Origin of the sequence: Chryseobacterium sp. (genome assembly GCF_029240215.1) — a bacterium.
Taxonomy (GTDB): Bacteria; Bacteroidota; Bacteroidia; order Flavobacteriales; family Weeksellaceae; genus Chryseobacterium.
In genome coordinates, this window is sequence record NZ_JARBTK010000001.1 from 804,980 (window position 1) to 818,262 (window position 13,283).

The 13,283-nt window shown below is 37.9% G+C and carries 12 protein-coding genes; all 12 read left to right on the top strand.

The annotated features are described in order from the left end of the window. The first annotated feature begins 15 nt into the window (after nucleotides 1–15). The 12 genes from K0R77_RS03530 (at nucleotide 16) to K0R77_RS03585 (ending at nucleotide 13,282) form a co-directional block, all read left to right on the top strand. The gene (locus K0R77_RS03530; RefSeq protein ID WP_300347926.1) at nucleotides 16–1,194 is read left to right on the top strand and encodes an acetyl-CoA C-acyltransferase; all 1,179 of its coding nucleotides are present in this window, start codon (nucleotides 16–18) and stop codon (nucleotides 1,192–1,194) included. A 13-nt stretch (nucleotides 1,195–1,207) separates the two neighbouring features. Continuing rightward, nucleotides 1,208–2,611, top strand: a complete 1,404-nt coding sequence (gene lpdA, locus K0R77_RS03535) for a dihydrolipoyl dehydrogenase (RefSeq protein WP_300347928.1) — start codon at nucleotides 1,208–1,210, stop codon at nucleotides 2,609–2,611. A gap of 10 nt (nucleotides 2,612–2,621) precedes the next feature. Beyond that, nucleotides 2,622–3,890 carry an acetyl-CoA C-acetyltransferase gene (locus tag K0R77_RS03540; RefSeq protein ID WP_300347931.1) on the top strand — a complete coding sequence of 423 codons (1,269 nt, stop codon included), beginning with the start codon at nucleotides 2,622–2,624 and terminating at the stop codon, nucleotides 3,888–3,890. 217 nt (nucleotides 3,891–4,107) lie between these two features. Beyond that, nucleotides 4,108–4,719 carry a TetR/AcrR family transcriptional regulator gene (locus K0R77_RS03545; protein ID WP_300347934.1) on the top strand — a complete coding sequence of 204 codons (612 nt, stop codon included), beginning with the start codon at nucleotides 4,108–4,110 and terminating at the stop codon, nucleotides 4,717–4,719. 44 nt (nucleotides 4,720–4,763) lie between these two features. Continuing rightward, nucleotides 4,764–6,128 carry a TolC family protein gene (locus tag K0R77_RS03550; protein WP_300347937.1) on the top strand — a complete coding sequence of 455 codons (1,365 nt, stop codon included), beginning with the start codon at nucleotides 4,764–4,766 and terminating at the stop codon, nucleotides 6,126–6,128. A 6-nt stretch (nucleotides 6,129–6,134) separates the two neighbouring features. Beyond that, nucleotides 6,135–7,181, top strand: a complete 1,047-nt coding sequence (locus tag K0R77_RS03555; RefSeq protein WP_300347939.1) for an efflux RND transporter periplasmic adaptor subunit — start codon at nucleotides 6,135–6,137, stop codon at nucleotides 7,179–7,181. A 2-nt stretch (nucleotides 7,182–7,183) separates the two neighbouring features. Then, nucleotides 7,184–10,237, top strand: a complete 3,054-nt coding sequence (locus K0R77_RS03560) for an efflux RND transporter permease subunit (protein ID WP_300347941.1) — start codon at nucleotides 7,184–7,186, stop codon at nucleotides 10,235–10,237. Nucleotides 10,238–10,267: 30 nt separating this feature from the next. Then, the gene (locus tag K0R77_RS03565) at nucleotides 10,268–11,041 is read left to right on the top strand and encodes an SDR family oxidoreductase (protein WP_300347942.1); all 774 of its coding nucleotides are present in this window, start codon (nucleotides 10,268–10,270) and stop codon (nucleotides 11,039–11,041) included. A gap of 58 nt (nucleotides 11,042–11,099) precedes the next feature. Continuing rightward, a complete protein-coding gene (locus K0R77_RS03570; protein ID WP_300348362.1) occupies nucleotides 11,100–11,195 on the top strand; it encodes a DUF2798 domain-containing protein in 96 nt (31 codons plus the stop codon). Nucleotides 11,196–11,730: 535 nt separating this feature from the next. Further along, complete coding sequence (locus tag K0R77_RS03575; protein ID WP_367182677.1) at nucleotides 11,731–12,534, top strand: DUF6597 domain-containing transcriptional factor; 804 nt, start codon at nucleotides 11,731–11,733, stop codon at nucleotides 12,532–12,534. Between the two features lie 64 nt (nucleotides 12,535–12,598). Continuing rightward, on the top strand, nucleotides 12,599–13,075 hold the full coding sequence (locus K0R77_RS03580) for a DUF6265 family protein (protein WP_300347944.1): 477 nt from the start codon (nucleotides 12,599–12,601) through the stop codon (nucleotides 13,073–13,075). 45 nt (nucleotides 13,076–13,120) lie between these two features. Continuing rightward, nucleotides 13,121–13,282: a hypothetical protein gene (locus K0R77_RS03585; RefSeq protein ID WP_300347946.1), complete on the top strand. Its 162-nt coding sequence runs from the start codon at nucleotides 13,121–13,123 to the stop codon at nucleotides 13,280–13,282. Nucleotide 13,283: the final 1 nt, after the last annotated feature.

Sequence of the window (13,283 nt, forward strand, 5' to 3'; positions counted from 1 at the left end):
ATTTAATTCTATAAAATGAAAGAAGTATTTATAATAGCCGCTAAACGAACTCCCATTGGCGGATTTTTGGGAAATTTCGCTGAAGTTTCAGCAACAGATCTTGGGGCAGCAGCCATCAAAGGAGCCATTGAAAACGTCAACATTGATCCTAAAGATATTGATAGTGTTTATATGGGAAATGTCTTGTCTGCAAATCTCGGGCAATCCCCTGCACGACAAGCATCAAAATTTGCAGGAATTCCTGACGAGACAGATTGCACAACCGTTAATAAGGTTTGTGCAGCAGGTATGAAAGCAACCATTCTTGGAGCTCAGCAAATTCAGCTGGGACTGGAAAACATGGTCATCACCGGAGGAATGGAAAGTATGAGCAACGTACCACATTACACCAATAAAAGAAAGATCAACAAACTGGGTAATGAAATATTGATTGATGGTCTGCTAAAAGACGGATTAACGGATGTCTACAATGATTTCCACATGGGAAATGCTGCTGAACTCTGCGTAGAAAAATATAAGTTAACCCGAGAACAGCAGGATGAATATGCCTTGAAATCTTATGAAAAAGCTGCAAAAGCTACAAAAGAAGGTAAATTTAAAAATGAAGTCATTCCTTTTACACTAAAACAAAAACAAGGAGAAACGGTTATTACTGAGGATGAAGATATCTACAAAATAATTCCCGAAAAAGTTTCAAAATTAAAACCTTCTTTTGTTGAAGGCGGCACAATCACCGCTGCAAACGCAAGTAATCTGAATGATGGTGCAGCAGCTATATTATTGGCATCAAAAGAAGCCGTTCATCAATATGATCTTACACCCCTGGCAAAAATTGTTGGATATGCAGATGCGGCGCAAGCTCCGGAATGGTTTACCGCTGCCCCATCGATTGCCATCCCAAAAGCTTTAAAAAGAGCAAATCTTCAGTTGGAGGATATCGACTTTTTTGAAATTAATGAAGCATATGCAGCTGTTGCACTGGCAAACCAGATTGAATTAGGATTAGATCCTCAAAAAATCAATGTCTATGGTGGTGCTGTGGCGTTAGGACATCCATTGGGTGCTTCAGGAGCGAGAATAATTTGTACTTTAGTCTCTGTACTTCAGCAGGAAAAAGGTAAATATGGCGTAGCAGCTATCTGCAACGGAGGTGGAGGCGCAACTGCCATTGTTATTGAAAATTTAATGAACTAAAAATAAAATCAATATGGAAACTTTTGATATCACTGTAATTGGATCGGGACCCGGTGGATACGTCGCAGCAATACGTTGTGCTCAGTTAGGTTATAAAACGGCAATTGTAGAAAAATATCCGACCTTAGGCGGAACATGTACTAACGTAGGATGCATTCCTACCAAAGCTTTGCTGGACAGCTCAGAACATTACCATCAGGCAATAGAAACTTTTGATAAACACGGTATTGAATTGGAAGAAGTAAAGCTAAATTTTCAGCAGTTTATTGCAAGAAAAAATGAGGTGGTTACTCAAAACACCAAAGGACTGAACTTTTTAATGGATAAAAATAAAATTACAGTATTTGAGGGGACTGCACAATTTAAGAACAATTCGGAAATCACCGTAAAAAGTCCTGATAACAAATCTACAGAAATCAAGTCTAAACACTTTATCATCGCTACAGGCTCAAAACCTGCGACTCTACCCAATATTAAAATTGATAAGAAAAGAATCATTACATCAACAGAAGCTTTAACTTTAAATGACAAGCCAAAAAGTATGATCATCATCGGAGGCGGAGTTATTGGAGTAGAAATGGCTTCCATTTATAATCGCATAGGTACGAAGGTTACCATCATAGAATATGCAAAGGAACTCATCTCTACAATGGATCTTGAGTTGGGTGCAAGTTTGAGAAAAATTTTAAAGAAACAGGGAATCGATATTCAACTTAGCAAAAGTGTTTATGGTGTAGAAAACTTAGGGGACAAAGCTGTTGTTTATTATAGAGATGAAAATCAAAAAGAATTTAGTTTAGAAGCTGAATATATTTTAATGGCTGTAGGTCGAAGACCTTATACTGAAGGTTTGGGATTGGAAAATACAACTATACAGCTTGATGACAAAGGAAGAATAAAAACAAATGAAAATCTCCAAACCACCGTTCCATCAATTTATGCTATAGGAGATGTGGTTGCAGGACCAATGTTGGCTCACAAAGCTGAGGAAGAAGGTGTTTTTGTTGCAGAGATTATTGATGGACAAAAGCCACACATTCATTATAACAGAATTCCTGGCGTAGTTTATACATGGCCTGAAGTAGCATCTGTAGGTTACACGGAAGAAGAGTTAATAGCAAAGGGGATCGAGTACAGAAAAGGTAAATTCCCATTTTCAGCAAGTGCGAGAGCCAGGGCAGCGATGGAGAAAGATGGTTTTGCAAAAGTATTGTCTGAACCAAAATATGGTGAAGTGCTTGGAGTGCACATTATTGGTCCACGAGCTGCAGATCTCATTGCACAAGCTGTGATTGGATTAGAATATGAAGTAACAGACAGCGATATGTTTATGATATCGTATGCCCATCCAACTTATTCGGAAGTTTTGAAAGAAGCCTATATGTTGGCTTCAGGACAGTCTGCAATCAATATTTAAATTAAGTATTATGTCAGTAAAAAAAGTTGCCATTGTAGGTTATAACAGAACACCTTTCGTAAGACACAACGGAGTTTTTGCCAACGCCACCAATCAGGATCTATTAGTTGCCACTTTAAGTGGACTGATCGAAAAATACAATCTACACCATAAAAGACTGGGTGAAGTTGCAGGAGGTTCTGTTATTAAACATATCTCGGAAAGTAATCTTGTTCGGGAATCAGTAATGAAAACCTCACTTGATCCTGCCACGCCCGGTTGCGATATTCAACAGGCTTGTGATACAGGAATCGAATCAGCAATCTATATTGCCAATAAAATTGCACTGGGACAAATAGAAAGTGGTATTGCCTGTGGTGTGGAAGCAATGAGTAACATTCCTTTTGAAACCAATGCACGATTGAGGAAAATCTTACTCAAAGCCAATGGTGAAAAGTCCACGTTTGGTAAATTGAAACAGTTATCAAAAGCAAAAATAAAAGATTTCATTCCAATTCCTTATAAAGGAAAAGAGCCTGAAACGGGCTTGGTCATGGGAGAACACACAGAGATCACTGCAAAATATTACGGGATCTCAAGAGAAGATCAGGATCATCTTGCATTGCTGAGCCATGTGAATATGGCTAAAGCGTATGATGAAGGATTTTATAAAGATATGATCACCCCTTATCTGGGAATATCCGTCGACAACAATTTGAGAAGGGACACTACTTTTGAAAAGTTATCCAAGTTACGACCTGCATTCGATAAACAGAACGGCACACTGACTGCGGGAAATTCTACTCCTTTCACTGATGGTGCCTCAGCAGTATTGCTGGCAAGTGAAGATTGGGCTATCAAAAATAACCTCCCTATCCTCGCCTATATAACACAAGCTGAAATTGCAGGAATTGAATATGTAAAAAACCAACATAATTTATTATTAGCTCCTGTAGTTGCCGCTGACCGAATGCTAAAAAGAGCAAACATTAAATTAGACGAGTTTGACTACTATGAAATTCACGAAGCTTTTGCAGCACAGGTTTTGGCAACACTCAAAATCTGGGAAAGTGATCAACTTTCAAAGGAGTTTGGCTTAGATCAGGCCTTAGGAACAATCGACAGAAATAAACTTAATGTAAAAGGAAGCAGCCTTGCAGCTGCACATCCATTTGCAGCAACGGGTGGTAGAATTATTGCAACACTTGCTAAGCTATTAAATGAAAAAGGAGCTGGAAAAGGTCTTATTTCCATATGCGCTGCAAGAGGTCAGGGCGTGACGATGATCCTTGAGAAATAGTAGTAGGTAGAATAATCATAAATGTCCTTGTCATATCAGGACATTTATGATTCTACTCTATAATTTTAAAAAAAATAAGAAAACATTTTTTTAATTGAACACCGTTCAGTATATTTGCAAAGTAATTACTATTTGGTATAATCATCATTCCCGGTTTTGGAATTGATCATATAAAATATTAATTTCAGGAACTCAATACATTTAATTTCATAATCCCATGAGTATTACAGACAGAAAGAATAAAGAAAAACTTGAAATGCGAAAACGTATTTTAGATGCTGCAAGAAAGATATTTCTTCAAAAGGGATATGAAAGCACCAGCATGCGAAATATTGCGAGTGAAATCGATTATAGTGCAGGTACGATCTATTTCCACTTCAAGGATAAAAGTGAGATTTTTCACGAACTTCATAAGGAAGGCTTTCGTTTGCTGCTTTCTCAGATGAAAATATTAGATAGTGTGGCACAACCCTTTGAAAGACTGAAAGCTGTAGGAAGGGTATTTATTAAATTTGCTCAGGATAATAAAGATTATTACAACCTGATGTTTCTTGTTGAGGAATCAACATCAAATTCGACTGAACAAGGAGGTTTCCAAATTGCAAAAGAAGCGATCAATCATCTGTCCGGGATCATCAAAGAATGTCAGAATGAGGGACGATTTAAAGATATGGATATCGAGTATTTGACCTTTATGATCCTGTCCTCTGTCCATGGTATATGTGCTCTTTTCTGTAAGGACCGTACCGTTAGTTTCGAAAATAAAACAAATGAGGAACTAATGCAAAAGGGCTATGATTGTTTTGTTTCACTTCTCGAAAAAGGATAATCCTTTTTTTATCCAATAATTGAACACTGTTTAAATTTAATACAATGATTAATAAAAATCAAAAAAAACTATTATTCTGTTGCCTGAGTATTTTTTTATTTTCTCCAGCAGAATTGACTCATGCCCAAAGTACACTTGACAATTACATTCAACAAGGCATTGAATCTAACCAAAGCATCAAACAACAGTCTTTTATTCTTGAAAAAAGTGTCTATGCTCTCGGGGAAGCTAAAAGCATGTTCTTACCCAACGTTGCTTTTTCAACAACCTACACAAAGGCAGACGGAGGGAGAACGATCGATTTCCCGACAGGCGATCTTCTGAATGGGGTCTACTCTACTTTGAACCAGTTGACAGGAAGCAGTTCATTCCCTCAACTTCAGAATCAAAGTATTCTACTGAATCCCGATAACTTTTATGATGCAAAATTCCGCATTAGCCAGCCTATTTTAAATGCTGAGCTTGGATATAACAGAAAGATTAAGTCAAAACAGATCGATCTACAAAAAACAGAAATTCTCCTTTACAAAAGAGAGCTTGTAAAAGAGATAAAAACAGCTTATTACAATTATCTTAAAGCTACCAATGCGACCAAGATCTACCAATCGTATCTAACACTCGTTACCGAAGGGGAAAGAGTAAATAAAAAATTGTTTGAAAATGGAAAAATCAATCGAACAGCAGTTATCAGAAGTCAAAATGAAGTTTCGAAAATCAATGCCTCCATTATCGCATCTCAGAAAACAGAGGAATCTGCACAATATTATTTTAATTTTCTTTTAAATCGACCATTGACAGAAAGCATTGTAATTGATGACATCACAACTTTGCCGGAAGAAGCCCAGCTGCCAAATGACAATATCAGCAATCGTGAGGAATTGTCTAAACTCAAAATTTCCAAGGACATCAATAACGATCTGACAGGACTTGCCAAGTCTTATCTTATTCCGAAGATTGGAGCCAGCCTGGATCTGGGTTCCCAAGCTTTTGACTGGAAATTTAATCAAAAAACAAGATACTACTTATTTGGAATTTCTTTAGAATGGAATCTTTTCGCTTTCGGAAAAAATACATACCGCATCAAACAGTCAATAGCTGAACAACAAGCCATAACATCCCAAACAGATTATGTGCAACAACAGCTTTTAACCGAACTGAAAGTTAGACAGGCCAATATGGAAAGTGCGATCGCTCAACACCGAGCTGCGCAATCCCAGCTGAAAACAAGTCAGACCTACTACAGCGATATGTCTAAACTATACAAAGAAGGAATAACGATCTATATCGAACTTCTAGATGCACAAAATCAATGGATCGACGCACAAATAAAATCAAACATTACCCTATTTGACACTTGGATTGCTTACACAGCGATTGAACGAGCAAATGCCAGTTTTAATATACAATAATCTATTATGAAAAAAATTCAATCATCATTCATTGCTCTTATACTACTTATCATGTCATGCAGTGAAAAAAAACCTGAAAAAAATACAATGTCCGGACAGGATATCATCTCGGTAAAAGTTTCATCATTATCATCAGAAGATGTTTCCAATTCAATCGTAGCAACAGGACTAATCAGCACCGAAGATCAAGCTAACTATTCGTTTAAAATCGGAGGGGTGATCAGCAAAATATATGTAGATGAAGGACAGTTTTTTAGAAAAGGACAACTTCTTGCTACATTGAACGCTACCGAAATTGCTGCTGGAGTTGCTCAGGCAGACCTGAATGTTGCTAAAGCGCAGCGTGATTTTAACAGAGCCAATAATCTGTACAAAGATAGTGTCTTCTCCCTGGAACAATTACAGAACACGAGAACTTCATTAGAAGTTGCCCAAAAATCAAGGCAAGCTACCGCCTTTAACGAGCGCTATGCTAAAATATATGCTGTTTCTGATGGATTTGTAGCAAAAAAGATAGCGAATGAGGGAGAAATAGTAGGTGGAGGAATCCCTGTCTTTCTAACCAATTCCACTCAAAAAAGTAACAGCTATTTATTAAAAGTCGGTGTGACAGACAGAGAATGGGCAGCGATTAAAGTCGGACAATCAGCTAAAGTTACGATAGATGGCTATCCTGATCACAAATTTGAAGCTACGGTTTTTAGAAAATTACAGGCTGCTGACAGAGAGATTGGCTCATTTCAGATAGAATTGAAATTAAAACTTGACCACGCAATTCCGGCGGTTGGTATGTTTGGAAAAGCCGAGATCAAAACAGACCAGATCGAAAAATCAGTGGTTATCCCTTACAACGCATTGGTAGAAGCAGATGGAGAGCAAGGGTTCATCTTCGCTCCAAACGGTAAAAACAGAGTGAAGAAAATAGCCGTAAATATTTTAAAGTTTGACAACAATAAGGTCTATCTCAAAGAAAAGCCTTTCGGAATTGATCAGATCGTCATTTCCAACAGTGCCTACCTCAACGAGCAATCTATTATTAAAATCATTCAGTAATTATGAAGATTACCAATTTCTCCGTTAAAAATTATCAGTTTACGCTGATCATATTCGTTCTGGTAGCTGTGGTAGGTATTCTGACGCTTTTCACAATGCCGAGATCAGAAGACCCCACTACACACCCTCCTCAATATCTTGTAACGGTCATTTATCCTGGAACCAGCCCAAAAGACATGGAAGAACAGGTGGTAAAACCCATCGAAAACAAGATCTATGGATTGGAAAATATTGATAAAATCCTGACCACAGTTGAAGATGGTGTTGCCGCAATACAGATTAAATTCAAATACGGTGTCGATGTCGATAATAAGTATCAGGAAATCTCAACGGAGATCAATGCACTAAAGAGCAGTGAACTTCCTAAGGACATTTATCTGATTAAAACTGAAAAAATATCCTCTTCTGATGTTAAAATACTTCAGGTCGCTTTAGTTTCAAACACGGTGTCAGGAAAAACCTTGAGAGATAAGGCAGATCAATTAAAGACTCAGCTTGAAAAGATCACCAATCTCCGTGAAGTAAAGTATGCAGGGATCCCGGAGCAGGAAATAAGGATTGACCTGCAACTTGATAAATTAGCTCAGTTGAAAATCCCTTTGAATCTTGTCATGGGAAGTATTCAAAGCGAGGCTGCCGATATTCCGGGAGGAAGCATCAATCTTGACAGTAAGGTTTTTAACGTCAAGACCAGCGGTAAATTCAAGAATGTAGAAGATGTTGCCAACACGGTGATTTATAATGCAGGTGGTAAAATAATTTATCTTAAAGATGTAGCCAATGTCACCTACAAAGACGGAACCGTGAATCATATTACCCGCCTCAACGGCAATCGTTGTATTCTGGTAACTGCAGGAATGAAAGACAATGTAAACATCACGAATGCGAAAGAAGAATATGAGCCTATTTTAGAAAAATTCAACAAGACACTACCGGAAAACATCAAAATGGTCAAAAATTTTGATCAGGCAGACATGGTATCGCAACGTCTGGGACACCTTGGTTTTGATTTCGGGTTAGCTATTGTTTTAGTAGTGATCACATTATTACCTCTGGGTTTCAGAGCATCCATCATTGTGATGATTTCCATACCACTTTCTCTTGCTTTGGGACTGATCACGATGAATCTTTTGGGATATTCCCTCAATCAGTTGAGTATCGTAGGATTGGTAGTTGCACTAGGGCTCTTAGTTGATGATAGTATCGTAGTGGTTGAAAATATAGAGCGGTGGCTGAGAGAGGGACACTCAAGAAAAGATGCCATCTTGAAAGGAACCAAACAGATCGGTATCGCAGTTGTTGGCTGTACAGCTACCTTGGTGATTGCATTTCTTCCACTGGCATTCCTGCCTGATATTGCAGGAGAGTTCATCCGAAGCCTTCCTATGGCCGTCATGACAAGTGTTTTGGCATCGATGATCGTGGCATTGACCTTAGTGCCTTTTTTAGGAAGTAAAATATTGAAGACTCATACGCATTCAGAAGGGAATTTCTTTCTTAAACATCTGCAAAAATTTCTAAGCGTATCGTATAACCGTATTATGCCTGTTGCTTTGAAATGGCCAAAAGCGACCATCGGAATATCTATTGTACTGAGTATTGCAGCATTTATGCTATTTCCGCTAGCCGGATTCAAGCTCTTTCCTACTTCAGAAAAACCGATGTTTTTGGTCAATATCAAAATGCCTCTGCAGGCCGACATTCCTGAAAGTGACCGCGTGACAAAACTGATAGAAAAAGAATTAAAGAAAGAGAGTGAAATTGTCAATTTTACCTCAAATGTGGGAAAAGGAAATCCTCAGATCTATTATAATGTTCACCAACAGGATATCAAACCTGATTTTGCACAGATCTTCGTACAGATGGGTGAGGAAGCAAGTCCGGGTTCAAAAACGGACCTCATCAGAAAATTGCGTACAAAATTCGCAGATTTTCCTGATGCCAGAATTGAAATAAAAGATTTTGAACAAGGGACACCCATAGAAGCGAATATCGTGGTAAGAATATTCGGAGAAAATCAGGATACGCTACGTTCACTATCATTCAAAGTTGAAGAGCTGTTAAGAAAGCATCCGGGAACATTCTATATCAATAATGAACTGAATGCATATAAATCTGATGTAAAGATAAAAATCGATAAAGAAAAAGCAAGAACATTGGGAGTCATGACAAGCGACGTTGATAAAGTGATCCGTATGGCGGTCGCAGGATTGAACGTGGGAGATTATATTGACGATCGGGGCGATTCCAGGAATGTTGTAATAACGCTTCCAAGAGAAAAGTTTTCGAACTTAAATGCACTTAAAAATTTATATGTCAACAATATCCAAGGCATCCCGGTTCAGATTGACCAAATTGCTTCGATTACTTTTGAGAAATCTCCTACAGCTATCAATCATTTCAACAAGTCCCGTTTTGCAAAAGTAACCTCTCTTACAAAAGAAGGCGTATTGGCAAATGACATCCTTAAAGATATTGTTCCTGAACTCGACAAGCTAAAACTTCCGGCAGGATATTCCTACAAGCTATCAGGCGAAGCAGAATCAGAAGGTGATGCATTGGGAGGGAATTTTCTTTCGGTCATTATACTCAGTACTTTTCTTTTCATAGCCGTTTTACTGTTACAGTTCAAAACGTTTAAAGGGATCATCATTGTATTATCTATTATTCCATTGGGAATTTTAGGGGGTGTTGTTTTGTTACTTCTTACCGGAAATCCTATGTCATTGGTATCCATCATCGGATTTATAGGCTTATCAGGAATTCAGGTTAAAAACTCACTGCTTTTGGTTGACTTTACGAATCAGCTTAGGCTTGAAGGACATAGTATTGATGAAGCCATCCATATTGCTGGTGAAACACGTTTCCTTCCGGTTGTATTAACCTCAATCACTGCAATTTGTGGATTACTTCCTATCGCACTGAACCCTAATCCTTTAATTGCACCATTGGCAATTGTATTAATTGGAGGATTGATAAGCTCTACGATATTGTCAAGAATTGTTACACCAGTCATGTATAAGTTGATACCTCCGCAACTAGATGAGAAGATATAATTTATTAATTAACCTAAAAATTTATAAAAAATGAAAGAATATATTTTAATTACCGGAGCATCATCTGGAATTGGTTACGAAATGGCACATCAATTAGCAGAAAAAGCGCACAACCTGATATTGGTTGCCCGTACAGAAAGCAAATTGAAACAGATGCAGACAGCTTTAACAAAAAAATATGGCGTACTTATTCACTATTATGTTGCAGACCTCTCTGATCCAAATGTTGCTAGAGATTTGCACAAAAAGATTAAGGATGAAAACTTATTAGTGACCCATCTGGTCAACAATGCCGGAGTAGGCAACTATGGTCATTTTACAGAAACTTCGTTGGATGAAGAGTTGGACATGATTCACCTGAATATTTCCAGTTTAGTCGTATTGACCAAGCTTTTTGCACAAGATATGGTCAAACGCAGATCTGGGAGAATTATGAACATAGGCTCAGTAGTCTCATTTTTACCAATGCCATATTTTTCTGTTTATTCTGCAACTAAGGCTTTTGTTTTGGCTTTTAGTGATACGCTAGCAGCTGAATTGGAAGGCACGGGTGTTACCATTCTTTCTTTATATCCAGGCACGGTAGATACTGCGTTTACTACCAGTGAAATGCAAACGACAAACCTGCATAAGACAAAACCAATGCATCCGGAAATTGTTGCAGAATATGGAGTTAAACATTTGCTCGAAGGACACGGAAAAAAAGTAATTGGTCTTCAAAATTGGTTCAACTCCAAACTTCCGAATTTTGTACCTGCCAGTATTATGATGAAGATCAAAAAAAATCTTGCGAGTCAGAAATAATATTGATCCGGCATAGCCTAAAGCAAAAATGAAAAAGAAAATAGCATTTGCATTGATAATGGGAATAGCAACAACAGGCATCATATCTTTTACTGTAATCCTAGTGAACATTGGATTTAAGCCCAATTTCTTAAAAATCTGGATAAAGTCCTGAGAATTGGCGTACGTTGTTGCTGTACCTACTATTTTACTTATTGCTCCACATATCAAAAATTGGTAGATCCTTTTATTGAAAAATTACTAAATTGGCTATGTCTCGTTCATAAAGCCATTTAAGTGGTTAAGGACCAAATTATTTATGATCACACCTGCATAAAAGTTATTACTCTAACACGAATATACTTAATCAGGATATTACTGCTTCAAAATCTCTTCCCGGTGTTTTATCCCCATTCTTTCAGCGCATCAATTATCGGCGTTAAAGTATTGGCGTAAGGCATCCACTTATAAGTAATTTTGGTGATTATATACTTAATTGTACCAGTTAGCATCTTTATCTAAATTATGAGTTTCACTATTAAGTACACATAAACAAGATTGATCATAGGCATTTACTATTTCATATTTTGATCTGGTACATTAAAATATATGTTTGCCTGAAATAATATATCAATCTGAGACTTTCCATTAAATCTTGTTCGTAAGCTCGAAAGTAGCTAATTTTATAAAAAAATATAATGGATTACCGAATGTTTGAACCTTCTGAGGATCTGTCGATGCTGGTTAAATGCTACTGGACATTGCAAGATGCTGCGGGTGATCAACCTCAGAGACAATCTATTGTCCCGGATGGCTGTATGGAAATGATCATCCATTACGGAGGTCTGTACCTTCAATATAACGAATGCGGTAGCAGTTTTCTGCAGCCGAGATGTTTTGTCATGGGGCAGCTCTCCCGACCGCTTGAGATCGAGCCTTCCGGAAGCACTGAAATCTTTTCCGTCAGGTTCCGTCCCCACGGGTTTACGCATTTTTCTACATTTCCCATCAAAAAAATGGAAAACACAGGTATTCCATTGGAAAGTATTTTCGGAGCTGATGGAAAGCATTTTGAAAATGAGATGCTTAGTATCCATAATGTCAGCAACAGAATCGAGCGGGTTGAAAGATTCCTTTTAGAGAGGCTGGCCCGTTCTGAAACGGCCGATCAAATCGTACGATCCACAGTAGAAATGATTATAACTGCTAACGGACAAATTCCGATTAAAGCTCTTTCTCACGAATTACGGATAAGCATGAGGCAACTGGAAAGAAAATTTCATAGCGCCATATGGATGAGTCCCAAAAAACTTTCAAAGATCATTCGTTTTCAGGGAACGCTTAAAATGATGTTAACCAAAGAATATTCGAGCTTTACCTCCATGGCTCATGCGAATAATTACTACGATCAGGCGCATTTTATCAGGGATTTCAGAGAACTTGTCGGTGTCAGCCCTAAAGAGTTTTACGGAAAGCATCTTACATTGAGTACGTTGTTTTACGGAACAAAATAATATTGTCGCATTTATACAATTTTTGAATCTAAGGAATAATGCACCTTTGCAGTAAAATGACATCATGAGCAAACAGATATTCTTAAAAATGATGGTTTTTATTTGGGTATGTTACAGCTGTAGCACTGTACCTTCCAACTATATCAGAAAAGCACAATGGCTTGCCGGCAGGTGGGAAAACAGAACGAGCAGAGGTATCGTTTACGAGTCTTGGAAGAAGTCCGGAAAAAATGAACTTAGCGGTCGAAGCTATTCCATTAAAGGCAGCGATACCCTCATCCTTGAAACCATTCGCATATCTGAGGAAAGAGGCAGGCTTTTCTATATCCCTACCGTTAAAGATCAGAATGGAGGATCTCCTGTCCGGTTCGAAGCTATTTCAGTCTCATCCACCCGATTGATCTTTGAGAACAGATTCCATGATTTTCCGCAGGTAATTTCCTACCAGAAGATCGGCAGAGATTCTTTGGAGGCAGAAATCTCAGGATTGAGAAATGGTAAGGATGAACATAGAACCTTTCCCATGAAACGCATACATTAGTTAGACAGTTTTTATTATGGTAACTATATACAAATTTACATAAATTTGAAGGATATCAATGGCATCCCTACCCGTGAACATGGCGGAAGTGTTTTCGGATTCAAGTCGATGGCGGTTTATATTCCTCAAAGGGACATTTATCTTGTCGGTTTCAGCAATTGTGACTGCAACTCTCCTACCCAGCTTGTAAAGGATATGGCAAATTAAG

Bases quoted from the DNA above. Each gene is read 5' to 3' on its own strand.
- K0R77_RS03530 (WP_300347926.1), top strand. From the start codon at position 16: ATGAAAGAAGTATTTATAATAGCCGCTAAACGAACTCCCATTGGCGGA.
- K0R77_RS03560 (WP_300347941.1), top strand. From the start codon at position 7,184: ATGAAGATTACCAATTTCTCCGTTAAAAATTATCAGTTTACGCTGATC.
- K0R77_RS03565 (WP_300347942.1), top strand. From the start codon at position 10,268: ATGAAAGAATATATTTTAATTACCGGAGCATCATCTGGAATTGGTTAC.
- K0R77_RS03540 (WP_300347931.1), top strand. From the start codon at position 2,622: ATGTCAGTAAAAAAAGTTGCCATTGTAGGTTATAACAGAACACCTTTC.
- K0R77_RS03575 (WP_367182677.1), top strand. From the start codon at position 11,731: ATGTTTGAACCTTCTGAGGATCTGTCGATGCTGGTTAAATGCTACTGG.
- lpdA (WP_300347928.1), top strand. From the start codon at position 1,208: ATGGAAACTTTTGATATCACTGTAATTGGATCGGGACCCGGTGGATAC.
- K0R77_RS03570 (WP_300348362.1), top strand. From the start codon at position 11,100: ATGGGAATAGCAACAACAGGCATCATATCTTTTACTGTAATCCTAGTG.
- K0R77_RS03545 (WP_300347934.1), top strand. From the start codon at position 4,108: ATGAGTATTACAGACAGAAAGAATAAAGAAAAACTTGAAATGCGAAAA.
- K0R77_RS03555 (WP_300347939.1), top strand. From the start codon at position 6,135: ATGAAAAAAATTCAATCATCATTCATTGCTCTTATACTACTTATCATG.
- K0R77_RS03550 (WP_300347937.1), top strand. From the start codon at position 4,764: ATGATTAATAAAAATCAAAAAAAACTATTATTCTGTTGCCTGAGTATT.
- K0R77_RS03580 (WP_300347944.1), top strand. From the start codon at position 12,599: ATGAGCAAACAGATATTCTTAAAAATGATGGTTTTTATTTGGGTATGT.